The 23,131-nt window shown below is 62.4% G+C and carries 23 protein-coding genes, 2 tRNA genes and 1 pseudogene; 11 read left to right on the top strand and 15 right to left on the bottom strand.

Features of this window, described 5'->3' with window-relative positions:
- Positions 1–722 precede the first annotated feature (722 nt).
- A complete protein-coding gene (locus C4900_RS00130; RefSeq protein ID WP_170132349.1) occupies positions 723–1,394 on the top strand; it encodes an ATP-binding protein in 672 nt (223 codons plus the stop codon).
- A gap of 282 nt (positions 1,395–1,676) precedes the next feature.
- Here C4900_RS00130 and C4900_RS00125 read toward each other — a convergent pair whose 3' ends face one another.
- Positions 1,677–1,874, bottom strand: a complete 198-nt coding sequence (locus C4900_RS00125) for a hypothetical protein (RefSeq protein ID WP_114282071.1) — start codon at positions 1,872–1,874, stop codon at positions 1,677–1,679.
- 160 nt (positions 1,875–2,034) lie between these two features.
- Here C4900_RS00125 and C4900_RS17050 point away from each other — a divergent pair, with 160 nt between their 5' ends.
- On the top strand, positions 2,035–2,253 hold the full coding sequence (locus C4900_RS17050; protein WP_114282070.1) for an IS4 family transposase: 219 nt from the start codon (positions 2,035–2,037) through the stop codon (positions 2,251–2,253).
- A gap of 1 nt (position 2,254) precedes the next feature.
- Here the strand turns inward: C4900_RS17050 and C4900_RS00115 are convergent, their stop codons facing one another.
- Positions 2,255–2,605 carry an HVO_A0114 family putative DNA-binding protein gene (locus C4900_RS00115; RefSeq protein WP_114282786.1) on the bottom strand — a complete coding sequence of 117 codons (351 nt, stop codon included), beginning with the start codon at positions 2,603–2,605 and terminating at the stop codon, positions 2,255–2,257.
- On the bottom strand, positions 2,602–2,793 hold the full coding sequence (locus C4900_RS16135) for a hypothetical protein (RefSeq protein WP_211306683.1): 192 nt from the start codon (positions 2,791–2,793) through the stop codon (positions 2,602–2,604). The genes C4900_RS00115 and C4900_RS16135 overlap by 4 nt, the downstream gene beginning before the upstream one ends.
- Before the next feature lie 1,090 nt (positions 2,794–3,883).
- Here C4900_RS16135 and C4900_RS15885 point away from each other — a divergent pair.
- The 4 genes and pseudogenes from C4900_RS15885 to C4900_RS17040 all read left to right on the top strand — a co-directional run bounded on the left by C4900_RS15885 (position 3,884) and on the right by C4900_RS17040 (position 5,429).
- On the top strand, positions 3,884–4,060 hold the full coding sequence (locus C4900_RS15885; RefSeq protein WP_170132348.1) for a hypothetical protein: 177 nt from the start codon (positions 3,884–3,886) through the stop codon (positions 4,058–4,060).
- Positions 4,061–4,616: 556 nt separating this feature from the next.
- On the top strand, positions 4,617–4,802 hold the full coding sequence (locus C4900_RS00105) for a hypothetical protein (protein WP_114282069.1): 186 nt from the start codon (positions 4,617–4,619) through the stop codon (positions 4,800–4,802).
- Between the two features lie 63 nt (positions 4,803–4,865).
- Positions 4,866–5,021 (top strand): annotated as a pseudogene (locus C4900_RS17045) (type II toxin-antitoxin system RelE/ParE family toxin); the annotation flags it as partial.
- Positions 5,022–5,156: 135 nt separating this feature from the next.
- Complete coding sequence (locus C4900_RS17040; protein ID WP_114282785.1) at positions 5,157–5,429, top strand: HigA family addiction module antitoxin; 273 nt, start codon at positions 5,157–5,159, stop codon at positions 5,427–5,429.
- A 620-nt stretch (positions 5,430–6,049) separates the two neighbouring features.
- Here C4900_RS17040 and C4900_RS00085 read toward each other — a convergent pair.
- Positions 6,050–6,125: transfer RNA gene (locus tag C4900_RS00085), tRNA-Phe, on the bottom strand.
- 323 nt (positions 6,126–6,448) lie between these two features.
- Here C4900_RS00085 and C4900_RS00080 point away from each other — a divergent pair.
- Positions 6,449–7,822 (top strand): CUAEP/CCAEP-tail radical SAM (seleno)protein, encoded by a 1,374-nt coding sequence (locus C4900_RS00080; protein WP_065970102.1) that lies wholly within the window; start codon positions 6,449–6,451, stop codon positions 7,820–7,822.
- A gap of 45 nt (positions 7,823–7,867) precedes the next feature.
- Complete coding sequence (locus C4900_RS00075) at positions 7,868–8,593, top strand: dienelactone hydrolase family protein (RefSeq protein WP_114282067.1); 726 nt, start codon at positions 7,868–7,870, stop codon at positions 8,591–8,593.
- A gap of 8 nt (positions 8,594–8,601) precedes the next feature.
- On the opposite strand, the gene C4900_RS00070 is transcribed toward C4900_RS00075, so the two are convergent.
- From C4900_RS00070 to C4900_RS00045, 6 genes are all read right to left on the bottom strand, one after another.
- The gene (locus C4900_RS00070; RefSeq protein WP_065970061.1) at positions 8,602–8,877 is read right to left on the bottom strand and encodes an oxidative damage protection protein; all 276 of its coding nucleotides are present in this window, start codon (positions 8,875–8,877) and stop codon (positions 8,602–8,604) included.
- The gene (mutY, locus tag C4900_RS00065; RefSeq protein ID WP_211306682.1) at positions 8,874–9,887 is read right to left on the bottom strand and encodes an A/G-specific adenine glycosylase; all 1,014 of its coding nucleotides are present in this window, start codon (positions 9,885–9,887) and stop codon (positions 8,874–8,876) included. Before mutY ends, C4900_RS00070 begins: the two co-directional genes overlap by 4 nt.
- Before the next feature lie 2 nt (positions 9,888–9,889).
- Complete coding sequence (locus C4900_RS00060; RefSeq protein ID WP_114282066.1) at positions 9,890–11,785, bottom strand: AsmA family protein; 1,896 nt, start codon at positions 11,783–11,785, stop codon at positions 9,890–9,892.
- 446 nt (positions 11,786–12,231) lie between these two features.
- On the bottom strand, positions 12,232–13,101 hold the full coding sequence (locus C4900_RS00055) for a nucleotidyl transferase AbiEii/AbiGii toxin family protein (RefSeq protein ID WP_114282065.1): 870 nt from the start codon (positions 13,099–13,101) through the stop codon (positions 12,232–12,234).
- On the bottom strand, positions 13,095–14,171 hold the full coding sequence (locus C4900_RS00050) for a type IV toxin-antitoxin system AbiEi family antitoxin (protein ID WP_065970067.1): 1,077 nt from the start codon (positions 14,169–14,171) through the stop codon (positions 13,095–13,097). Before C4900_RS00050 ends, C4900_RS00055 begins: the two co-directional genes overlap by 7 nt.
- Positions 14,172–14,960: 789 nt before the next feature.
- Positions 14,961–15,034, bottom strand: a tRNA-Gly gene (locus C4900_RS00045).
- A 62-nt stretch (positions 15,035–15,096) separates the two neighbouring features.
- Here C4900_RS00045 and thiS point away from each other — a divergent pair.
- From thiS to trmB, 3 genes are read left to right on the top strand one after another with little or no spacing between them, the layout of a single operon-like run.
- Positions 15,097–15,297, top strand: coding sequence for a sulfur carrier protein ThiS (thiS, locus tag C4900_RS00040; protein WP_065970069.1), 201 nt, complete (start codon positions 15,097–15,099; stop codon positions 15,295–15,297).
- A 2-nt stretch (positions 15,298–15,299) separates the two neighbouring features.
- Positions 15,300–16,088, top strand: a complete 789-nt coding sequence (locus C4900_RS00035) for a thiazole synthase (protein WP_065970071.1) — start codon at positions 15,300–15,302, stop codon at positions 16,086–16,088.
- Positions 16,085–16,636 (top strand): tRNA (guanine(46)-N(7))-methyltransferase TrmB, encoded by a 552-nt coding sequence (trmB, locus tag C4900_RS00030; RefSeq protein WP_114282064.1) that lies wholly within the window; start codon positions 16,085–16,087, stop codon positions 16,634–16,636. Before C4900_RS00035 ends, trmB begins: the two co-directional genes overlap by 4 nt.
- Before the next feature lie 151 nt (positions 16,637–16,787).
- Here the strand turns inward: trmB and C4900_RS00025 are convergent, their stop codons facing one another.
- The 5 genes from C4900_RS00025 to dnaA form a co-directional block, all read right to left on the bottom strand.
- The gene (locus C4900_RS00025; RefSeq protein WP_065970077.1) at positions 16,788–17,024 is read right to left on the bottom strand and encodes a hypothetical protein; all 237 of its coding nucleotides are present in this window, start codon (positions 17,022–17,024) and stop codon (positions 16,788–16,790) included.
- Between the two features lie 9 nt (positions 17,025–17,033).
- Positions 17,034–19,451: a DNA topoisomerase (ATP-hydrolyzing) subunit B gene (gene gyrB, locus C4900_RS00020; RefSeq protein ID WP_114282063.1), complete on the bottom strand. Its 2,418-nt coding sequence runs from the start codon at positions 19,449–19,451 to the stop codon at positions 17,034–17,036.
- Positions 19,452–19,496: 45 nt separating this feature from the next.
- Positions 19,497–20,546: a DNA replication/repair protein RecF gene (gene recF / locus C4900_RS00015; protein ID WP_114282062.1), complete on the bottom strand. Its 1,050-nt coding sequence runs from the start codon at positions 20,544–20,546 to the stop codon at positions 19,497–19,499.
- 32 nt (positions 20,547–20,578) lie between these two features.
- Entirely contained in the window at positions 20,579–21,670 is a 1,092-nt protein-coding gene (gene dnaN / locus C4900_RS00010; protein ID WP_170132347.1) for a DNA polymerase III subunit beta, read from the bottom strand.
- Positions 21,671–21,924: 254 nt separating this feature from the next.
- Positions 21,925–23,131, bottom strand: a 1,207-nt coding sequence (gene dnaA, locus C4900_RS00005; RefSeq protein ID WP_114282060.1) for a chromosomal replication initiator protein DnaA, incomplete at its 5' end; no start/stop codon positions are given.

Below are 23,131 nucleotides of genomic sequence, written 5' to 3'. Positions count from 1 at the left end.
ACCAGAGTGGGGCCTGTCATAGGCTGGGTTTTCTGGGGGCGGTATTTGGTGCGCCGCGCACGGCAATCGAGGTGGTGTAGGGTGCGCGCAGCGTACGTAAGAGGGTCCGTATCCGGGAGCCGAAAGGCCGCCGGCGGGGATCTGCAAGAGGCCCTGACGGGGGTCCGACGAATCTGCGGGGCATCGGCCAACGGTGAGCACGGCCCGGCCATCCCGCGTAAGGCGCTAGGCCCTTTCCATCAGTTTGCAGGGGGGCCCGCCGTTTCGAGATGCGGGGCGCTGCGCTGAGCCCGGTGAAGTCTGGATGCAAGCCCCGTCCTCTAGGCCGAAGCGAATACCCCAAGGGGGCGCGATATCGTGTGGCGCGGTCCCCCGTTTTCGCAAGCCTCATGCGCCGAGCGTATGCCCATTGCCGGGGGAACATGGTCTGCGGCACCCGTCCCCGACGGGCGGCCCGCGGATAGCGGGACACCCGCGCCTTTGGTAATCCGATGCACGCCCCTTAAAGTCGCGGTTAGATACCGGGCCTTATCCCCCACCCCCAGCCAAAGGTCCTCGTCACTTTTTCTTAAGCCTGGCCGTAGTGCCGCAAGTTGGGCCGCCTCGTGACTCGGGCGTATTCCCATGTGGACGTATGCAGATTCCCAACTGGACGTTGCTACGCTCCCAGTCAGACGGGCGGTACACTTTTTTGCAGGCAATTGCCGCAAGCGGCCGAATCAGTGCACGGCGACGACCTGCTTGATCTTGTAGCGGCCGGCGGTTACCCGGATGCCGTTAAGCGCCGTACCGAACGAAGACGTCATGATTGGTACCGCGCATACATCAATTCCATCGTCGAACGCGACATCCCAGAGATCGCGGACATCGCCGGGCGCGCCCAGATTCCTCGGCTTCTGGAAATCTGCGCGCGATTTGCGGGTCAATTGACAAATCTCTCGGAGATTGGCCGCCCAACCGGACGCGATCATAAAACCGTCGGACAGTATTTGCGCGTTCTGGAGCAAGTCTACCTTGTCCAACCAGTGTTACCTTGGTCACGCAATGAACTCTCCCGGCTTGTGAAGGCGCCCAAGCTCCATTTTATCGATTCGGGTCTGCTAACGGCCCTGCGCGGTCATTCGACAGCGCGGCTACGCGCGGACCGGGGGCAATTCGGGCCGCTGCTGGAGAGCTTCGTATTCTCCGAGCTGATCAAAGGGGCCGGGTGGTCTAAGGAGCATATTTCTATCTTTCATTACCGCGACAAGGACCAACTGGAGGTCGATTTCGTTCCTGAAAATCCGGCTGGCCAAATCGTCGGTATCGAAGTCAAGGCCGCCGCATCGGTTACGCAGCGGGATTTCGGTGGCCTTCAGCGGGTTGCGTCCGCTGCGGGGTCCGCTTTCGTGTAGGGAATTCTGCTCTATGATGGCGAAGAAACGCTATCGTTTGGGCAGAATCTTCGAGCGGTCCCCCTGCCGACCTTATGGGCCTGATTTAGCAAACTGCACGTCCCGTACCTGTGTCCAAGGAAGACTTGTAACTACTCCCCGATTGCGCGTACAGCCCCCCGGAAAGGGCCATTTGGATGGCGACGAGGGGATTGACGCCTTGGTGGGCCACGGTCTGCAGGTAGCTCGAGATGCGGCAATAGGCCTGGGCGAACTCTGCCTTGCGCAAGCAGTCGGAGACCTTTAGGCCTGAGCCAAATTCTCGCCGGTGTGCCGGACCCCGGTGAAGAACAACGCGATCTGGCGGCCCTCCTGGGTCGCGACGATCCCCGAGGTAAACACCCCGGTCCGTTCGGTGTGCGCGTCGTCGGCCGGCGCCGCGGCCCGCTGCGCACGGGTCAACTGCAGGATCCTCATGGTGGTGTCGTCGTTATAGAGCACCGGCCCCCACCTGGCGTGGTGATGTGGCGCATCTATTACCTGAACAAATTAGGACGTGAGGTCCCGCAGGCGCCGTGCACGATCTATTTCGAAGACACTAAATGGAAGGCCTTAATGGTGTTTACTACCCAAAACCCGTGGTCCCCAAGGCGCCCCGACCTTGCGTGAGGCCATCCATCGCGTCGCAGGTCTCGGGGGATTCCTGGGTCGTAAAGGCGATGGCGAACCCGGCACCCAGACCCTGTGGCTGGGCCTGCAACGCCTGGACGATATCGCCGCCATGTGGCTCGTCATGTTTTATGTGCGACACAAAAGCCCGTGTCCAGCCGGGATGATTCTGGGTAAAGATCAGGGCAGAGCCGGGGGCCTCCCTTTGTAGGCTAGGCCGCTATGATGCGAAACTCCGAGGCCTTCACAATAGGGCGCACATGCCGGTTCTCCCGCTCTAGGCACACGATGCCGTAGCGACTGAGAGTCCTTAGGGTGCGCGAGAGATTGCTGGGCTTACGCCCCGTGGTTTCTGCCAAGGCGCTGATGGACTTGGGCTCTGTCTCCAAAATCACGCGCAGTAGGGCACGGTTGTCATCGCTCAAGACCTCGGCCAAAGACCTCATGGATGTGAACCACACCTTGGGTTCGTCGGGACCGGGCCGATATTCCCCCCGCGCAATGGCGTAGACTCGTTTCCGAATCTCTTTCTGAGGCATGATGCCGATCGTGATCGTATTCAGAAGCGCGCCTCCTGTATAATCTTGTCCACTTCTGTAAAACAATCATTCATGAGCCGATAGGCGTCCTGGAATTCGTAAGGGACGCTCTTATCTTTGGTATGACGGTGTTGGTGATCGTAAGTCATGATGCGTCCCGAGTAGCGATCTTGCCTTGGCCGCCATACCGCATGCGCGTTATCGAATCCCATGACGCGGTCCCGTAGGCGTTGTGCAAGGTGAGCGCATACCGAATACCGTGAGGAATGGCGGGCGACGGGTCCACCCGCCACGCTTCGAGCTTGACCCAGCAACCGCCCTCCTGGTCGATGACTTGACCGCTTAGGTCAAGTAGCGCATCGATCCCTGTTTTGTCCGTCATGTTTTAATGTATCACCTGCTGATAATGTATGGCAAGGCGCCTGCCAAACTCGTCTCTAGGACCCCGGTTTCCCTGCCGCTGATACCCCTGAAGATCCCCTCCCTGGGGCTATGGGAGATTCAGGGATGAACACCAACAAGCCGTATCGTAGTTTCATACCGGGGACGGGGGTCATGATCTTTAATGGCGCTCGCGACGGTCGCCCATGCCACCAGAGTGTTGGTAAAGGGTGGCGTGCCCCGCGAGACATCGATTCCGACTTTGTGGGGATCGTGCATTGCGGAACCGGCGCTGCCGACGACGCCGTAATCGTCGATGCGACCATGCGCCAGGCTTTGGCAAACGGCGATAAGCGGGTGGCTATCCCCAAGCGACCCCGGAGCAAATCTGCGCCTCACAGAAGGCGATGGCGGCCCTGCAGGTGCAGATGAAGGCGAAAGCCAAGGCAGCTCCAAAGCGACCGTAAAGCCCGCGCGGGTCCGGAGCCGGGTGGGGTCCGCTTTTTACTGTCCTGGAGGGCCTGTGGCAGTTCCTGATCCCCGTTTCAGGTTTTGGCGGTTACACTGTCCGGCAGGGTCCTACGGCGACACTTACAATTCAAGCAGGTACGGTTTCAGTTTGGCCCGTCGCCCCTTCTATAGAATGGGTATTCCGGTGCGCTTTGGGGTGCATGGGGCGTCGCAGCAGCGGTAGATCATGGAGCCAGTTCTATAGGGCGCGGTGGTAGCGAGCATGACCCTGGCGGCTATTTGGTCCGCCCACTACAGGTCCGCGGCGCCGTTGCCACGCAGTTTATTCAGGCGGACGTCTCGACTGGTATGGATGCGTTTTGGGTGACAGTCAATCCTGGCTTTCGCCTTCGCTGGTTGGGTGCGCGGAACATTTAGGGCGGGGAGACTACTGCTCCAGGGACACCTACGGTGACGCACGTTAATTTGAGCTCTATGAACGGATGGTGTCGGCAGATGATCGACCAGGTGGCAAGCATGTTCCGCAAGGCCGCCCCAGGGGTCGATCCCGCAGGGGACCGTGAGGCGCTGCTCGCACAGATCGGACAGCTGATAGTCGAAAATGATTTTCCCGCCATCGGAAGATAGGCCGGGAGACAACGACCAGCGCGAACAAGTGGGGCGGTTACCTGCGGGCCCTGCTCACTTTCGCGGCGGGTCGCTACACCGACACCGGGGGACAGCCCGTCCTTGCCGACAACGCCGTGAAGGTGCTGTCCCGCGCCCGCTCCTGATATCGCGTCGCGCTGCGGCAAAGCGTGATCCAGCCGCACCAACTGGCCGCGTGGTGGGAGGCCGTGACCCGGTTACGCAATACCGCTTATGGGGATTATTTCCGCACCCTCATGCTCGCCGGCCTACGCAAAGGGGGAGGCCGCACGCTCAAATGGGCGGACGTGAATTTCATTGCCAAGACGCTGACCGCACACAACACCAAGAACCGCTCACGCCAAGCGCTCCCCAAGGGGGCCGTATGTGGCGGCCCTACTGAACACCCGCGAGCACCTGGGCGGCCTCGTATTTACCAGCGCGCTAGGGCAGATCGGCAACCCGCACTACTCGCTGGAAAGCATCGCAAAGACATCCGGCGTCAAGTTCATGGCCCATGACCTGCGGCGGACCTTCGCCGCCATGAGCGGAATCCTTGGACATTCCGGCCTTAAAGCGCCTCGTGAACCACAAGACCCAAGGAGACGTGACCGGCGGCTATCTGGTAATCACCACGGAGCGCCTGCGCACCCCCATGGACGGATCGAGGACTTTTGTCTTGAAGGCGGCCAAGGTACGCGAGAGCGCCGAGGTCGTGGCCCTCCTGGACCGGGCGTTGTAACCCCGCAAAGGGGCTCGGCGCGTCTCCCCGTACGTCTTATACTGTAACCCATTAGGTGACGGCATGATCCAGAGCTTCCGGCACAAGGACCTCAAGCCGTTCTGCGAGACGGGCAGCAAGGCCGGGATAGTTGCCGACCATGCCAAGCGGCTGCGTGCGCTTCTCGCTCGCCTGGACGCTGCGAGCAAGCCCGAGGATATGGACCTGCCGGGGGCACGTCTACACGCATTGAGCGGCACGTGGCACGGTTATTGGGCCGTCAACGTATCGGGGCAATTGGCGGCTTATCTTTCGGTTCGAAGGGGCGGAAGCCCACGATGTGGATTACCTCGATTATCAGTGAAGGAGCTTGCCATGATGCACAACCCCCCTCACCCCGGCGAGACCATAAGGGAGCTCTGCCTGGAACCCTTGGGCCTGTCGGTTACAGATGCGGCCGAGGCCCTGGGTGTGACGCGCAAGGCGCTCTCCGAGTTGTTGAACGGGCATACCGGGATTGCCCCGACCATGGCCCTGCGCCTCTCCCTGGCATTTGGCGGAAGCGCCGAAAGCTGGCTCGTGCAGCAAGCGCAATACGACCTTTGGCAGGTTGGCAAGAACCCGCCCAAGGTACGACGCATCGCATAATAGACCCGATGGCCCGCGTCGCTGACCGCGTATCGGGTGAGTACGACTGGCGCGACCACCTGCGGCGGCAGGCCATGCGACACCTTGCCTTTTAGAGATGGAGGCGACCCGACTGAAGCGGAAGATCGAGGAAGCCGAGACGTGATGTGCTATTCCGCAACCGTTACGAAAATAGAGGGACGCGTGGCCGGGCGGAAGCCGGTCTTCAAGCCCGCCATGACGGCAGCCGCCCGCATGCGCCGTTCGCGTGCTCTTCGCCGCTCGGCTCTGGCGCGGATCACCGATGGCCTGGCGCAAGCACCGACCGCGACGCCTTCGCGGCGCTTGGCGGTGTCGAGCGGCATATGCAGATCGCGCGCGATGAACCGGCTTTATTCGTGAAATTGTTGGCCGCACGCCTCCCCCGCGAAACCGAGACGAGCGGGCGGGTAATTATGATTGGCGCTCAACCCGGGGGGCGATGGGGGATGAGCCGCCTGGCGACGAGCATAACGTTTCCGAACATTAGGGAACGTATCCGTAGGCGTGCCAGACCCCCCAAAGTCGCCCTAAGGGCTTACATAGTGCTTACGCGGGGAAAATGGGATTTTGCGGGATGTGCCGTAAGTCTTTGTTTTTATTGGTGCCCAGGGGCGGAATCGAACCACCGACACGAGGATTTTCAGTCCTCTGCTCTACCGACTGAGCTACCTGGGCGAAGCGCGCATTAAAGCGGCTCGGTCAAGCCGCGTCAAGCCGCCGCGCGGCTATGCCGCCATTCTCGATGCGACGGATCCCCGAACACACGGTGACAGTGTAGGAATTTCCCTGCCCAAACCGGTCTCGGCCGGAGGTTGGGCATACGCCGGCTGCGACGTACCCATGGCCCAGTGCCGCATGGAGGATTGTGGGCAGATGGGGGCGGAATGGGCCCATGGGCGATCGCTGCATCAACCATGGGGGGTGTGGCCGGGGGGCCCGCCGGCCATGCGGGCGGGCGACGGGCCGACAAGGGAGCGGGTTTGCCGTATCATGAGGGCATGAAAGTGCTTTTGATTAGCCCCTATGAGCTTGGTCGTCAACCCCACTCGCTGGCCCATCCCGCGGCGTTGCTGCGCGCGCGCGGCCACGAGGTGGTTCTGGTCGATTTGTCGCTCGCCACCCTTCCCAGGGCGGGCCTCGACAGCTTCCAGGTCATCGGGGTGGCGCTGGGCATGCATACCGCCACGCGCATTGCGATGGGCCTACTGCCGGAACTGCGGCGCAAGGCCAGAGGGGCTCGCATCGTCTGTTACGGGGTCTATGCCCCGCCGAACCGGGCGCTTCTGGAGGGTCTCGGCGTCGACGTGGTTCTGGGCCCGGAATTCGAGAACGACCTGCTCGCGCTGATCGCGGGCGACAAGCCGGGGGAGGGCGTTGCGAAGGTTAGGTTCATGATCCCGGATCGCACGAGCCTTCCTCCCCTGGCGCGCTACGCGCATCTCCGGTTGCCGGGTGGCGAGCGTAAGACCGTGGGCTTCGTGGAGGCCTCGCGCGGCTGCAAGTATCTCTGCCGTCACTGCCCGCTGGTCCCGGTCTACGAAGGCCGGTTCCGGGCGATCCCGCGGGACGTGGTAATCGCCGACGCGGAGCAGCAGATCGCGCAAGGCGCCACCCATCTTTCCTTCGGGGACCCGGACTTCCTGAATGGGCCCACCCACGCCCTGCGCCTGCTCGCGATCCTGCATGATCGTTGGCCGCACATCACCTTCGATGCCACGATCAAGATCTCGCACATCCTGACTCATCGCGACCTCTTGCCGCGACTACGCGAGTACGGCTGCCTGTTCATCACGAGTGCCGCGGAGTCGTTCGACGATGCGGTGTTGGGCCATCTCGACAAGGGACACACGGGGGAGGACATCGGCCGGGCCGTGGCCCTGGTGCGTGCCGCCGGGATGACGCTTGCCCCGACCTTCGTGCCGTTCACGCCATGGACAACCCTGGACGATTATGTGAACCTGCTGACGCGCGTGCACGACCTAGGGCTCGTCAATAGCGTGGCGCCCATTCAGCTGGCGATTCGCCTGCTCATCCCCGAAGGTTCGTATCTCCTACGTATCCCGGGCTTTCGTGAGCGTCTTCGGCCGTTCAGCGAGGCGATCCTGGGCTACCCCTGGGCAAATCCTGACGCGCGCGTCGACACCTTGCAGGCCCGCGTCCAGGCGTGGGTGGAGCAGGCCGATGGCGCAGGCGGGGGGCGGTGGGAGACCTTTGCAGGTTTGTGGCGACTGGCGCATGAGGCGGCCGGGCGCGAGGTCCCGAGGCTTGCGGCAGATTGTGCCGGCCCCGAGAGCCCGCAGTTGTCCGAGCCCTGGTACTGCTGCGCGGAGCCGACCACGGCACAGCTTGCGCGTTGCGCGGTCGGCGCGTAGCGCAAGTCCTCATAATCATCATCTGTTCTGAAGGAGCGAAGCGTTATGGACGATCAAAAATCTGCGGCCTATCTGGATGAATCCGGCGTACGGGGCTACCTTGTGAAACCGGCAGGCGAACCCGCACCGCTCGTGATCGTGTTCATGGAGATATGGGGCGTCAACGACCACATGCGGCTTGTGTGCGAGAGACTCGCGGGGCTTGGTTTCGCCGCCTTCGTGCTCGATTTTTTTGATGGCGTGCTTTTTGAGTCATCGGACTTTCAGGGGGCGATCGCGAAGCTCAAGGCCCTGGGCGACGACGGGATCATGGATGCCTTCGGGCGCGCCCTCGGTCATTTTAAGGCGCGCAAGGACGTGGTGGCCGATAGGCTTGGGGTCATGGGGTTTTGCAACGGCGGGCGCCTGGCCTTTCTGGCTGCGACCCGTTACCCGCGGGACATCCGCGCCACCCTCTGTTTCTATGGGGGCGGCATAGACAACCCCGACGATAGACTCGGACGTACCTCGGTCCTGGGCGGCGTCCCGCAACTTCAGGCCCCCTTGCTGCTTTGCTACGGGGCCAAAGATGCCTCGATAGCACCCGATGAGCATGCGCGCGTGGCCGAGAGCCTAAGCCGTGCCAACAAGCGCTATACCATGAGCGTATTCCCTGATGTCGGACACGCCTTCATGGACAAGACCGGGCCGGCCGAGGCGCGCGCCACCGAGATCGGTTGGCGCATGACGCACAACTTCCTTACGGCGAACCTGACAAAGGGGCGTGCGTAAAGGGTGGTTTACTTGCTCCCCGGGGGCTTGTAACCCTCGGGGATCGTCGAGCCCTCCCCGAAGAAATACGCCTCCATCTCCTTTTCAAGAAACTTGCGTGCCTTGGGATCCATTGGGCTCAGGCGATACTCGTTGATGAGCATGGTCTGGTGGCCGAGCCATTGCCCCCAGGCCTCCTTCGAGACGTTCTCGAAAATCCGCTTGCCCAGTTCGCCAGGATAGGTCGGATAGGCCAATCCCTCTGCTTCTTTTTTGAGCTTCACACACACTACGGTTCGACTCATGGCACCTCCAGAAATTGGTTGAGCAGGCGACGGATGGGGGCTGGCATCCCGGGTCCAGACCCGTCCCCTTTATACCACATCACGTCATGATGCTCCGCCACGCCGAACGCCTGGGACACCCCCTCGACGAGGATCGGCGTTATGGTTAGCCGGAAGTGGGTAAAGGTATGGTGAACGGGCGCACAGGCCATCCCCATTCGGCCGTCCACGCCCAAGGCCGCGACCACGGCCGGCAGGTCGTCGAGTTCGACGCTCTCCGGCAGGCTCCAGAGCCCGCCCCAGATGCCATGGGAGGGCCTGCGTACCAGCAAGACGCCACGGGCGGGGTCACGAATCACCGCCATGAATACCGCGCGCTCGGGGCGCGCGCGGCGCACGGTCGGGGCATCCTCACCCTCGAAGGCGCAGCCCGCGGCGACTGGACAGGCGGCGCAGTCCGGGGCCTTGCGGCAGACCAGTGCGCCCAGGTCCATGATGGCCTGGGTATAGGCGGCCACTTCGTGCGTGGGGGTGTGATCACGCGCGTGCGTCCAGAGCGTTCGCAGGGCGCGGGCGTCTCGTCCACTCACGGCATGGTAACGGGACAGTACGCGACGGACGTTGGCATCGAGTATGGGCGCGGGGACCCCGAAGGCAAAGGCCACGATCGCCGCGGCGGTCGACGGCCCGACCCCGGGCAGGGCCGCCCAGGCGTCCGCGGTGCGCGGGAACCCGTCGCCATAGTGTTCGGTGATCACGCGCGCGGCGGCATGGAGATGGCGTGCGCGCGCGTAATAGCCAAGACCAGCCCATTGGGCCAGGACCTCATCCTGGGAGGCCTGGGCCAGCGCCCGCACGCTCGGAAACGCGGCCAGGAAACGCTGGAAATAGGGGATGACGGCAGTGACCGTGGTCTGCTGCAGCATGACTTCGGCGAGCCAGCGCACATAGGGGTCGGGGACCTGCCATGGCAGGTCGTGGCGCCCATGGCGCCGATACCAGGCAAGCACCTTGAGCGCGAACTCATCCACCGCTAAGGAATACCGAGGGCGTGTTTCAACGCGCCGCCCAGGGTCTGGAGCGTGGAGCCGAGACCGTTGTGGTTCGAGTCGCTGAACAGCCGGTTCAATGAGACATTGAACTTGATGTGACCGGCCGGACCCTGAACGCGCACCGGGATGACGAAGCCGCTCGGTAGGGCCACCTCCAGCAGATAATTGATGCTCTTCGTGGCAAGCGTCACGCGGCCGTGTCCACGGATGACGGCGCGCGTGGTATGGAGCGCCAGGGCATGCATGTGGACGACGCCACGGGCCACGGTGGCGCTGGCATGCAGGCCGGTAAAGGCCGTGCCCTGGTTGGCCCGGGCCCTGTGGGCGCCCGCCACCGCCTTGGGGTCCTTGGCAATGAAGTCGAGGTCGATGCCGCGGAGCACACCCTTGGGCATGCGTGCGGTCAGGCGCCCGGAGACGCTGCGCTCGATGGCGGCGAGCTTCGTCCCCGAACCTTGGAGATGAACGTCGGCGTCCAGGGCTCCCGAGAACTCCGGAAAGAGCTGCAGGGCGCGCAGCACGGCGCTCGTCTGCACGTTGCGGACGAGGCCGCGCACGCGCCAGGTACGCGGATGACGGGTGAGCACGGCCTTGATCGTCCCCGTGAAGCCTCCGTGATAGAGCGACATAGTGAGTGGCTTGACGACGACATGGCCGGCGGATGAGCGGATATGGGCCTGGAGATCGGTCGCCACCAGACCATGGACGCGGAGACGTGCGCAGGAGATGGTGGCGTCCAGCGGGAGGCTTGCGGCCATCGAGGGTGGGGCCGGGGCCGCATGCGTGGGTGAGGCCGTGCGTGGCGCGGGCGGCGCGTTCGCGGGCGCGGGCACAGGGAGATAGGACATGGGCCGCAGGTGATCGATGGCGAGATGGACCTTGTACAGGAGCGGGCGGGCGATCCGGGTGATGCGGCCGGTCATGGTGGTCTTGTCGAGCGTCAGGCGTAGCGGGGCGAGCGTGAGCCCGGACGGGTCCCAATGGAAGCCCATGTTCGCCGAGGCCTGCTTCAGGACATGCGGATCGCGAGGCGTGTAAGGGAGGCCCAGGGCCGTAAGCAACGGGCGGGGGGCGAAGGGGGGCGCGACCAGCCGTCCATGGGCGCTGAGGCCGGTCGCCGTATGCAACACGTGGACCCGGCCATGGATAACGAGATCCGCAACCCGGAGATGCAACGGGGCGAGCGTGAGCCCGGACGTGTCATAGGTTGCCTGCGCGCCGAGGCGGAACGGAAGGGCGGGGTGGCCCGCCGTCTTCAGGAGCGCGCGCATGGCGATCGCGACCGGCCGTCCGGGTACGATCGCGCCCAGGCGCAAGGTCAGGTCGGACAGCGTGTCGCGACCGTGGGTGCGGGCATTGTGATAACGAATAAGCGCGTGTCTTACGATAAGCCCGGCGGCGCGCACGAGGACAAAGGCCGGCGCCTCATGCGCCTCGGCCTGTGCGGCCGCGGGCGTGCGGGGCGAGGGCTTGGGGCCATGAATCAGCGTGGCCCAGTTCGTAACGCCGGCCTTGTTCTCCTGGAGATTCAGGCGCAGGCCCGTCAGGATCACACGACGCAGGACGATGTGACGGTTGAATAGCGGGAGGAGGCGCACCTCGATGCGCGCATCGTCGACGCGCGCCAGTGGGGTGGGCGCGAAGCCGCGGGCATTGCCCAGCACGGCCCCGTCCAGGCGAATACCAAGCCAGGGGAAGACCGACAGACTGAGCTTGTGGATCGTGACCGGCCGTCCGGTCGCCTGGCTCAAGGTCTCGACGATCTGGCCCTTGACCCCATCTAAGGTCATGAGCGCCGGGAGCATGGCGACCCCGGCCGCGATCAGGACCACGATGAGGCCCGCTGTGATGGCGAGGATACGCGTGCGTTTCTTCACAAAGCTGCCCGAAATCGAAAGGCGCCCAGTCTAAAGCGGCGCGGCCATACTGACCATAGGTATCACCGGCTTTACGATGGATTTTCTACAGAGAAAACGTGCTTGAGCCGCGATTACGACCAAGCCAAACATCTCACCGAGGACTGGCAGGCGCTAGAGAAAAATATTCAGCATATCGATCCTGAGATAACCCGATGACCGGCCATTACGACCGCCCGATGAAGTCGCCCGCATCCTGATTTATCGTCAAGGTAGGTAGCGACGTGCTGTCCGTTGTGCACGGGCGTCAGTATTGGGAACACCGCCTCTCGGCCTGACCAGCATCAAATCTGCCCATGAACGCGCCATACTACGCCAAAGCCTATGATCCTTATGAGGACAATTCGAGTCTGCCAGGCGTTCATATGCACCTGCCGGATTTGGGCGACGGGGCGAGATCATGCGACCTACCTTAAGCGCAGCGCGCGCAGCCACGCGTCCACCTGCCCGAAGGCATCTTGCTGCCACTGCTCCGCCGTGCGGTCGCCCAAAGCGTTCGTGTCTTGCACGAAGCGGCGGATGCGGTCGGGACCGAAGCCGTCGACGCGGTCGAATTTCCCTGCGATGTAATCGTAGCCTCGCTGTGCGATGTCATGTGCAAGCAACGGGCGGCACGCCTCCGCGAGCGCGCCGGGGCCACCGGGGTAGTTACGGACGCAGTAGTAGATGTCGTAGGCATCCTTCTGCTTGAGGCGATTTTGCAGCGCGTAACCTTTCATGGCAAGCAACGCCGGTATGGAGCAGACCGCAATCTCGACGCGGTTGCGTCCACCGTCCGGCATCGCTCCGTCGATTGCGACATACTGATAGAAGCGCGTCGCGAGCGCGGCGCCATCCGCTTTCTGCACCGCAAAGTCGGGAATAATCGGAGGGCTGTTCTTCACGATATCGGCCTCTCGCGGCATCAGGAAATCGACCACCACATCGATCGGCGAGCCGCCGTCCGTTGCGGGGACCACCCGAATGAGCTGGAACCGCCGGAAATCCTTCCGCTGTGCGTAACCGTGACCCATCAGGGCTTCGACAAGCGTGGCATACTCGCCATCGTCCAAGGCTTCCGCATCGAGGCTGAGGTCCACGTCCAGCGAACCAACGTGCGGCATCTCCTCGTTGTCGAGCAACAGCCACGGCACGGCGCCGCCAATGACGGCAAACTTCCCCCTGAAGCCGCCGAGCACTTGTCCGATCTCGATCAGCACGCTCTTAACGGCCGCCGTCGTGCGGTCGTCATAGTCCGCCGCCGACTGCGGTTCGGAGGCAGGAATCACTTCTACCATGAAAGCTTCTCCTGCCGCAGATGTTCGGCGGCTTCCCGTCCGCGTTCGCCCGCGACCCAAAGATCGAGATAGGTCTGGATCGCGCCGGTGCAGACAGCACCCGGCGCCGGTTCGACTGTGTCGCGGAACAGGCCGCTATCTTTCGGGACCGTGACGACGACATTCTCGCCCTTGGGCGACAGGGAGAGCTGCAGGCGTTCTTTCAGCCGTTCCAGCCCCGACGCATCAGCATAAAAATACTGCGTGCCGGTGCGGCCATAAGGCGCCAGCCAATGTGCCGCGGAGAAAGACGCGAAGACCGCTTTTGCTTTCTCCGGCGGCGCACCAAGAACCTGGCGCGCCGCCTCTTCAAAGGCGCTGCCGTGAAGGATCGTATAGAAGGCAAGCCGCTCTCCCTCCGGGGCCACGTATTCGTCGCGCCAGGCATTGAGCAAGGAATCGGGCTCGGAAAGAAAAAGCCCTTGGTCCGACACCCGCCCCCATTCACGGTCCAGCAGACCCGCGCGCACGTTGCTGACATGGCCGAGGCTGACGCCGGCCGTCTCTGCCAGTTCCGTGACACGCCACGCGCGTTTGGGGTCGCGAAGCAAGACGCGCAGCACCTGTGCTGACTTCGGCTTGAACAGCGACCTGAGTCGACGGTGATCGGCGGGCGGCCTCTCGGCCACGCGCCGTTCAATAAAGACGTTGTCGAAGACGAGACGCGCGTTGCCGACGAGGTCGATAAATCCGACCTTGTTCTCTTTGCAAAGCGCCTGGGCCTCCGGGGAAAGATAAGGCGCGATGAAGATCGGGACCGCATCTTCCCCAAGGTGCGCGACATAGTTCCGCAACTGGAGCAAGGCCCCCCGCACATTGCGGGGCTGGCCGCTAGACTGGATCTCGCAAACCAGCATGTGAGGGCGGTCATCCACGTTGATCCGCGCAACGATGTCGATCCCGTGATGGGGGAGCGCCGGTTCAAGCTCGATTTTGTCGAGCCTGAGAGCCGGAATCTCGCCCACAAGCGCGCGAAGCGCCCCGGCAGCCCGGCCCTCCAGCTCTTTCATGGATTCTGGCTGTTTCAGCATATGTTGAAAATAGCATTTCTAGTGAAATCTGGCAAGCGGGTTCCACCGAGTTGGAGGATTTCAGCAGGCGTTGAAGATCGTAATTTTCCTGAAAATCATTCTCTCTCCCTCGACGCGGACCCATTTGAAAAGCGCCATGGCCAAAAAATGGGGAATTTGTTTCGCCTATGGCACACAAGAATACAAATGAGGATGAACGAGTCCAGGTCGCTCGGGTTGCTATGGCTGGCCGGCCTCGGGATGTCGGGGCTTATATTCGCCGTTTGGCCCGGCGGGATCAGGAGGGGCTGCCCGCACTCGCCTCCCGGCTCACGGACCGATGGCGGGCCTGCCATCTTCGTCGCAGCGCATGGGGGAAGAGGCCCCACGGGCTCGGCAAGGAAAGGGGGTGGCGCCCACGGGTCAGCGAAGCGTCGCGGCCGAGCTTAAGGGTGGCGCGCGCGACAGGCAAGCGAAACGGGGATTCCATGCCAATCGCCCCCAAGGGAAGGGGTTCCGGATGGCAGGGCCGGGGTTCTGGGAATCAACGTCGAGGAACGGCGATTAAGCAGCCTCGGGTAGGGCAGTAACGAATCATGGTTCTGGGGGCCCTGATGCGGCAGGCTTAAGGGGGCACCATGCGTTACAGGCTCGGGGGTCGGGCGGTGTTACACTAGCCGTGTCTCGCTATCCCGTGGCCAGGCCCCGGTGAGCTACGGCAGCGGGTCGACATCATTCGTGGCGCGCCGCCACGGCGGTGCTGCCGCCAGCGTGGCCTTCTCGGTCCCTGTAGCCCTTGGAAAGTTGAGGTGGAGCGGGTGAAGGGAATCGAACCCTCGCTATCAGCTTGGGAAGCTGAAGTTCTACCATTGAACTACACCCGCATAGCCGGATGGCCTGAGAGGCAATACAATATAACGCTTTTTCGGGATGGGTGCCATTGTCCATGCAGATTTATGTGAACGGAACGTCTCGTACCGTCCCTGAGCCCATAGGCCTCATGGCCCTGTTGCTCGAGATGGGGCTTGTCGGTAAGCGCATCGCGGTCGAGATCAACCACGAGATCGTCCCGCGCACCCAGCAGGGCGACCGTATCCTGCGGGACGGTGATCGGATCGAGATTGTTCAGGCGATTGGGGGTGGTTAGGGATGGCACAGGGTGATGATGCTTGGCGGTTGGGCGCGCGCACGTTTGGTTCGCGATTGCTCGTCGGCACAGGGAAGTATAAAGATCTGGACGAGACCCGGCGGGCCGTGGAGGCGAGCGGGGCGGAGATCGTCACGGTAGCGGTGCGGCGCACCAACCTCGGCCAAAATCCGGGCGAGCCCAATCTGCTCGATGTCCTGCCCCCCGATCGATTCACGATTCTGCCCAACACCGCCGGCTGCTATACGGCCGATGAGGCGGTGCGGACATGTCGGTTGGCGCGCGAACTGCTGGACGATCACAGACTCGTCAAGCTCGAGGTCATAGGGGACAAAGGCAGCCTGTTTCCGGACATGGTGGAGACCATCAAGGCCGCCGAGCAATTGGTCGGCGAGGGCTTCGAGGTCATGGTCTATACGACCGATGATCCGGTCGCGGCCAAGCGTCTGGAGGCCATCGGCTGTGTCGCGGTGATGCCGCTGGCCGCCCCCATAGGCTCCGGGCTCGGTATACGCAATCCCTTGAATATTCGCCTCATCGTCGAGAACGCGCGCGTACCGGTGTTGGTCGACGCCGGGGTCGGCACGGCCTCGGATGCGGCCGTGGCCATGGAGCTCGGGTGTGACGGGGTGTTGATGAATACGGCGATTGCCGCGGCGCGCGACCCGGTGATGATGGCCGAGGCCATGCGCAAGGGGGTGGAGGCGGGCCGGCAGGCGTATCGTGCGGGTCGCATGCCGCGCCGCACCTCGGCAGACCCGTCGTCACCTATGGCCGGTCTCGTCTCGTGAGCGCGGCGTATCCGCGCGAGATCCGCAGCTACGCGCGTCGTGAGCGGCCCCTGGGGGATGCCGCCAGGGCCGCGCGCGAACGTCTCTGGGGACGGTTTGCCATCGCCGACCATGAGTGGCCGAGGATCGGCGAAGGGTGTCGTGACATCGTGTTAGATGTAGGGTTTGGGGATGGCGAGTCGTTACTCACATTGGCGGCAGCGGACACGGCGCGCGATTATGTCGGGGTCGAGGTCTATCGTGCGGGGCTCGTGAAGGCGTTGCGCGCCATCGAGCAGGCGGGGCTTACGAACGTGCGCGTGATCGAGGCCGACGTGCATGACGTGTTTCGCCTGATCCCTGATCAGCGGATCGCGGTCATACAGGTGTTTTTCCCCGATCCCTGGCCCAAGACCCGCCACCATAAGCGGCGGCTCGTACAGGGCCCGTTTCTGCGGGAGGCGGCGCGCATTCTCCGCCCCGGGGGGTGTTGCATATGGCCACGGACTGGGCGCCTTATGCGGACGCGATGCTGGAGGCGGCCTCGTCGGTCCCGGCCTTGGTCTTAAGCGGGTGCGGGAGGGAAGAGCGCCCATGGACGCGCTTCGAGCGACGCGGTCTCAGGCTGGGCCAGATGGCCCGCGACCTGCGATTTCACAGGGCATCGGACACCCCCGTGAGCGATGGGCCATGATCGGTGGTGGTGGGCGGCGATAGCTATCAGGGGCTATCGGGGAGCCGCACATGGTCCAGACGCACGCGGTGGACGCAGCCGTGGCGGTCTGCGAAGCGCACATACTCGGCCCCTTCGGTGGTCTCCAGATCGAGGATGCGCACGCGGTCGGTCAACCGCCGATCGCCGCTGGGCCAGTCCAGGAGGAGCGGCTGGCCGGTGATAATGGCGCGTTCATAACGATCCTGGACCGCACAAGGGATGGGCCGATAGGCGTCGTCCATAGAAACACTCTAGATATCGAGGTTCGAGACCTGGAGGGCGTTTTTTTCGATGAAATCCCGGCGCGGTTCCACCTGATCCCCCATGAGCGTGGTGAAGATGAGGTCGGCGGCCACACCGTCCTCGACATTGACCTTGAGGAGCCGCCGGACCGTAGGATCCATGGTGGTCTCCCACAGCTGGTCGGGGTTCATTTCGCCAAGACCCTTGTAGCGCTGGATGGCGTGCCCGCGTCGGGCCTCGGCCAATAGCCATTTGTAGGCCTGCTCGAAGGTCTCGACCGGTTGTTCGCGTCCTTGGCGCGCCACGACCCCATTATCCTTGATGAGTCCTGACAGTTTCTCGCCCAAGGCGTGTAGGGCCTTGTATTCGGCGGAGTAGGCGAGCGCCCCGTCGACACGCGAGGTACGGACGCCGCCGTGCTCGGTACGAACGACCATGATCTCGTAGGTATCCAGTTGGGGGCTATGGACGGCGTTGATCTCGTAACGAACGGCGGCGTCACGTAGGCCTTCAAGCCGCTCGGCGAGGGCGGCGGCGAACGCCTTGGCGGCGGCGCCATCCTTCAGGACATCCGCGGTCAGGGCCGGCATATACATAAGCTCCTTCAGGAGTGCCTGATCATAACGCCGCCCGAGACGCCGCAGGTAATGGTCCGCCTTGACATAGGCATAAAAGAACCCATCCAAGGCCTCGCCCACGAGGATTGGCTCACCGGGACCACATTGGAGACTGGCACCCTCCAGGGCATTGCGGGCCAGGTAGGTGGTGAGCTCGGCGTCATCTTTCACATAGCGCTCGCTCTTGCCCTGTTTAACCTTATAGAGCGGGGGTTGGGCGATATAGATATGGCCACGGGCAAGGAGTTCGGGCATCTGCCGGTAGAAGAAGGTCAAAAGCAGCGTGCGGATATGCGAGCCATCCACATCGGCGTCGGTCATGATGATGATGCGGTGGTAGCGCAACTTGTCGGCGTTGAAATCATCGCGCCCTATGCCGGTGCCCAGGGCGGTGATGAGGGTGCCGACCTCCGCGGACGATAACATTTTGTCGAAGCGCGCGCGCTCGACGTTCAGGATCTTGCCTTTCAGAGGCAGGATGGCCTGGAAGCGACGGTCGCGCGCCTGCTTGGCGGAACCACCCGCGGAATCACCCTCGACCAGATACAGTTCGCAGAGGGCCGGGTCCCGTTCCTGGCAATCTGCGAGTTTTCCTGGGAGTCCGGCGATATCGAGCGCGCCCTTACGGCGGGTCATTTCCCGCGCCTTGCGGGCGGCCTCACGCGCGCGCGCGGCCTCGACGACTTTTTCCGCTATGGCCTTGGCGACCTGGGGGTTCTCGAGGAGGTAATGGCCAAGAGATTCATTGATCACCGACTCGACGGCGGCCTTGACCTCCGAGGATACGAGTTTGTCCTTGGTTTGCGAAGAAAACTTGGGGTCCGCCACCTTGACGGACAAGACCGCCGTGAGCCCTTCACGGGCGTCGTCACCGGTAAGGGCCACCTTGGCCCGCTTGGCCAGACCGGTCTCCTCGATATAGTGGTTCAGGGTGCGCGTGAGTCCGGCGCGAAAGCCTGCCAAATGCGTACCGCCATCCCGCTGGGGGATGTTGTTGGTGTAGCAGAATACGTTCTCCTGATAAGAATCGTTCCACTGTAGGGCTAAATCCACGTAGACCTTGTCGCGCTCGGCCTGGAAGGCGATGACCTGTGGATGGAGAGGGTCCTTATTACGGTTGAGATCGACGACGAAGGCGGCGATACCCCCTTGATACTCGAAGACGTCCTGTTTATCGGCGCGCTCGTCCACCAACACGATACGGGCCCCGGAATTCAGGAAGGAGAGCTCGCGCAGGCGCTTGGCCAAGAGATCATAGTGCATCGTGCAATCTGAGAAGATGCGTGGGCTTGGTTTGAAACGGACGATAGTGCCCGTGCGAGTGGCCGGTCCCACCACCTTCAGGGGGGCACAGGGTTCCCCCATGGTATAGCGTTGGTGATGCTCGTAACCATCCCGGTAGATCGTGAGATCGAGAAATTCCGAAAGGGCGTTGACGACCGAGATCCCGACGCCGTGCAGGCCACCGGAGACCTTGTAGGAGTTTTGATCGAATTTACCGCCGGCATGGAGGACCGTCATGATGACCTCGGCCGCGGACCGTCCTTCGGAGCTGATGATGCCGGTAGGGATGCCGCGGCCATTATCCTCGACGCTTACGGACTCGTCGGCGTGGAGGGTGACGCGCACCTCGGTACAATAGCCGGCCAGGACTTCGTCGATGGCGTTGTCGACGGCCTCGAAAACCATGTGATGGAGACCCGTCCCATCTTCGGTATCACCGATATACATGCCGGGACGTTTGCGGACGGCATCCAGACCCTTGAGAACCTGGATACTATCTTGATCATAAACGGGCTGGGTTTCCATGCACAAACTCCTACTGAATCCGGCTATTCTACCATAGGACCGTGGTCAAGGTCCGTGTAGCTGCCCATGTTCCACGTGGAACGTGGGAACGGGGGAGGGAAGGGGTTCGGGCTCCATGGCGGTCACTACTACCTGGAGATCAAAGGTCATCAAGGTCTCATAAAAGGCGGCCCGTCGTCGCCGATCCAATTCCGCCGCCAGATCATCCAGCAACACCAACGCCCTACGGCCCCTTTCAGCAACCAGCTGCACCACCGCCAGCCGCCAGGCATTGATCACAACCTTTTGCTGACCGTGTGACGCCACTTCCTGGATGGCCCGTTGCCGGATCTCGAACGCGATATCCCCACGATGCGGCCCGACTTGCGTGTAACCGAGCCGTTCATCGCCGGCCCGGCTCCGCTCCAGGGCCTCGGCGAAGGATTCCCCATCCCACCCAGGGCGCCACCGTGTCTCCGCGATCATCCCCAGCCCCAGGCGCTCCGTCAAAGACGCAAAGGGTCTGCCGACGGCCTCTACCGTGCGGCGCCAGAATTCCGCCAACACCTGACCTGTTTGAATGAGTCCGGGCTCGAAGAGGCGGTAGGTTGCGTCGCGCAGACGCAGCGCGGCGTTGCGTTGGCGCAGTAATCGCTGATAGCGCCTCCAGGTCTCCAGAAACAATGGTTCCACGTGGAACATCGCCCAGTACATACCGGCGCGGCGAGCATTGGCATCCTGCAAGACGGCATAATGCGTCTCCGGGTTGAATACCATCACCGGCACCCGCTCATAGGCCTGCGCCGCCGACCGTAACACCCCGTCATTCAATTTCCAGACACGCTGGGAGCGTGTCCTTTCATAGACCAGCTCGCCCGTCTCGAGCCCCTCGCCGAAGCGCGCTGCTACCCGTAATCGCTCTTGCCCGTGCGCGAGCGCTCCGCGACTGCTGCCGGGCCTCAGGGTCTTCCCCGTGCATACCAGGCTGATCGCCTCCAACAGACTCGTCTTGCCCGCGCCATTCTCTCCCACCACGACATTGACGCCTGGATCGAGGCTCCACAAGGTCGGCGTGAGACACCGTACGCCCTCGACCTCCACGTGCTTTATGGCCATAACACCGCCCCAACCGAGGCGCCTCTCGCCGCCTAGAGCCGCACCGGCATCACCACGTACACCTGCTCGTCCCCGCTCTTTTTGGCCTTGAGCCTCACCCCTCCGTTGCTATCGTTCCAACCGAACAGGAATTCCTCATCCTCCAGCGCCCCAATGGCCTCTACAAGATAGGTCACATTGAACCCGATCTCTAATTCCGGCACCGGCCCCGTCAACTCCAACTCCTCCCATGCCTCATCCCGATCCGTATTCGTAGCACTGGCCGCCAACCTGTTTCCCTGAAACCGAAGGCGAATACCACGGAACTTCTCCGTTGATACCACACCGACACGCCCTAACATCTCCAATATCGCCGCGCGCGGTAATACCACCTCATTCTTAACGGCCTGCGGTATCACCCGGTGATAGTCCGGGAACCGGCCATCCACCAGCTTCGATACGAACACCAAATGGTCCTGCGCCACGCGCATATGATTGCCCGACAGGCTGACCTCGATCGGTAGGCTCCCATCCCCCAGGAAACGCGCCATCTCCACCACCGCCTTACGCGGTACGATCACCTGCCTCTCGCCGGCCACCGCGCTTCCCATCTCCACCGCGCACAGCGCCAGACGATGCCCATCGGCGGCCACCGCCCTCAGCGCCTGGCCACTCATCTCCAGCATGACCCCATTCAGGTAATACCGCACGTCCTGCTGCGCCATGCAAAACTGTGTCTTCTCAATGGCGCGTCTGAGGTCGCCCCGCGCTACCGATAACGTAGTATCCCACTGAATATCCATGAGATTTGGGAAATCCTCCACCGGTAGCGTCGCCAACTGAAAGCGGCTTTTCCCCATCGCTACCCGGAACCGTCCCTCCTCGGTCTGACACCGCAATACGCTATCGCTTGGCAAGGTCCGCACGATATCCAGAAACTTCCTTCCCGATACCGTCACCTTCCCGGGTTCTTGCACATCGGCGGGGCAACGCGCTACCACCTCGAGTTCCAGGTCGGTCCCCGTGAACACGATCTCCCCGTCGCCTGCCGCCACTAACACGTGGGTCAAGATCGGCTTCGTCTGCCGTCGTTCCACCACACTCCCTACTACATTCAGGGCCTTCAGAAGGTCATCCCGTGTCACACTCATCCGCATATGGGTACCGTTATCCTCTTCGTCATCACAAACGGTTTATACATCTCTCTTTTTTTGTGGTTATTATTATTACGCCTCACCCTTTCTGTGGATAACCCTCTCTCCAGGCGGTATCCGCTTGCTATCCGCGACCCATAACCCCGGTATAACTACCGCCCGCGACTGTGGGTAAGCTTGTGGACAGATGTGCATAAAAACCCCGTTTCCCGCAAAAGCCGCTTTTCTCCTTTCTCATGCACAGCTTATGTCGTTAATATCCGCGTCAGGTTCGCGTAATCCTCCTTGATCCGCGGATCCTCTCCTATGAGCTCACTGACCTTCCGGCAAGCGTGTATCACGGTCGAATGGTCGCGGCCCCCAAATTCCTTACCGATCTCCGGGAGGCTGTGGTGGGTCAATTCCTTGGCGAGTGCCATGGCAATTTGGCGGGGCCGCGTGACCTGGCGTGAGCGGCTCTTGGCGCTCAAATCGGAGACGCGGATCTTGAAGTACTCGGCGACCATTTTCTGAATATTGGCGATGGTGACCAGCCGTTCCTGGAAGGCGAGGAGGTCTTTCAGACTCTCGGCGGCGAGCGTGAGATCGATCGGGCGGCCGGTAAAATTGGCGCTTGCCATGACACGACGCAGCGCCCCTTCCAACTCGCGCACATTGGAGCGTACGCGCTTGGCGATGAAGAACGCTACCTCGTCGCGTAAAGGTATTCCTTCCTGCTGCGCCTTTTTGATCAGGATGGCGACACGGGTCTCCAGTTCCGGGGGTTCTATCGAGACCGTAAGGCCCGACCCAAACCGTGACACCAGTCGCTCCTCGACCCCCACGAACTCCTTCGGGAATCGATCAGCCGTGATGATCACCTGTTTTTGACCCTCGAGCAGGGCGTTGAAGGTATGAAAGAACTCTTCTTGCGAGCGTTCCTTGCCGGCAAAGAATTGGATGTCGTCGATCAATAAGGCATCCAGTGATCGGTAATGTTTCTTGAACTCGTTGATGGCATTATGTTGTAAGGCCTTCACCATATCGGCCACGAACCGCTCCGAATGTACATAAGACACCCGGGCCTCGCGCTTGTGGGTTGTCAGGAGGTTCCCTGCCGCCTGCATTAAGTGAGTCTTTCCTAACCCTACACCCCCATATATAAAAAGGGGATTATAGGCGCCGCCGGGGTTCTCACCCACCTGCCGCGCGGCCGCCCGCGCCAGCTGGTTCGACTTCCCCTCGATGTGCGTTTCAAAGGTGAAATCCGGGTTCAGCCGGGAGCTGTGCGGCGTCTCGCGACGCGTGGTACTGGTTGCTTTCGGCAGGGTAGGGCCCTTTGCCGACGTGCTCCCGACCTGCACGATCACGCTCACAGCCCCCGTCCCGCCCTGATATTGCGCCGCCAATTCGGCGATCCGTTCCGCAAAGCGATCCTTCACCCACTCCGTCACGAATCGGTTCGGGGCGAGC

The sequence above is a fragment of the Acidiferrobacter thiooxydans genome (assembly GCF_003333315.1).
In the GTDB taxonomy this organism is placed as follows: domain Bacteria; phylum Pseudomonadota; class Gammaproteobacteria; order Acidiferrobacterales; family Acidiferrobacteraceae; genus Acidiferrobacter; species Acidiferrobacter thiooxydans.
Note: the sequence above shows the minus strand (reverse complement) of the source record. Positions and strands in the feature narration are given on the sequence as shown.

Coding starts and splice junctions, on each gene's coding strand:
- C4900_RS00055 (WP_114282065.1), bottom strand. CDS start 13,101: ATGGTAGAAGTGATTCCTGCCTCCGAACCGCAGTCGGCGGCGGACTAT.
- C4900_RS17040 (WP_114282785.1), top strand. CDS start 5,157: ATGATGCACAACCCCCCTCACCCCGGCGAGACCATAAGGGAGCTCTGC.
- C4900_RS00035 (WP_065970071.1), top strand. CDS start 15,300: ATGGCACAGGGTGATGATGCTTGGCGGTTGGGCGCGCGCACGTTTGGT.
- C4900_RS16135 (WP_211306683.1), bottom strand. CDS start 2,793: ATGGGATTCGATAACGCGCATGCGGTATGGCGGCCAAGGCAAGATCGC.
- C4900_RS00070 (WP_065970061.1), bottom strand. CDS start 8,877: ATGAGTCGAACCGTAGTGTGTGTGAAGCTCAAAAAAGAAGCAGAGGGA.
- C4900_RS00080 (WP_065970102.1), top strand. CDS start 6,449: ATGAAAGTGCTTTTGATTAGCCCCTATGAGCTTGGTCGTCAACCCCAC.
- C4900_RS00025 (WP_065970077.1), bottom strand. CDS start 17,024: ATGGACGACGCCTATCGGCCCATCCCTTGTGCGGTCCAGGATCGTTAT.
- thiS (WP_065970069.1), top strand. CDS start 15,097: ATGCAGATTTATGTGAACGGAACGTCTCGTACCGTCCCTGAGCCCATA.
- recF (WP_114282062.1), bottom strand. CDS start 20,546: ATGGCCATAAAGCACGTGGAGGTCGAGGGCGTACGGTGTCTCACGCCG.
- gyrB (WP_114282063.1), bottom strand. CDS start 19,451: ATGGAAACCCAGCCCGTTTATGATCAAGATAGTATCCAGGTTCTCAAG.
- C4900_RS00075 (WP_114282067.1), top strand. CDS start 7,868: ATGGACGATCAAAAATCTGCGGCCTATCTGGATGAATCCGGCGTACGG.
- C4900_RS00050 (WP_065970067.1), bottom strand. CDS start 14,171: ATGCTGAAACAGCCAGAATCCATGAAAGAGCTGGAGGGCCGGGCTGCC.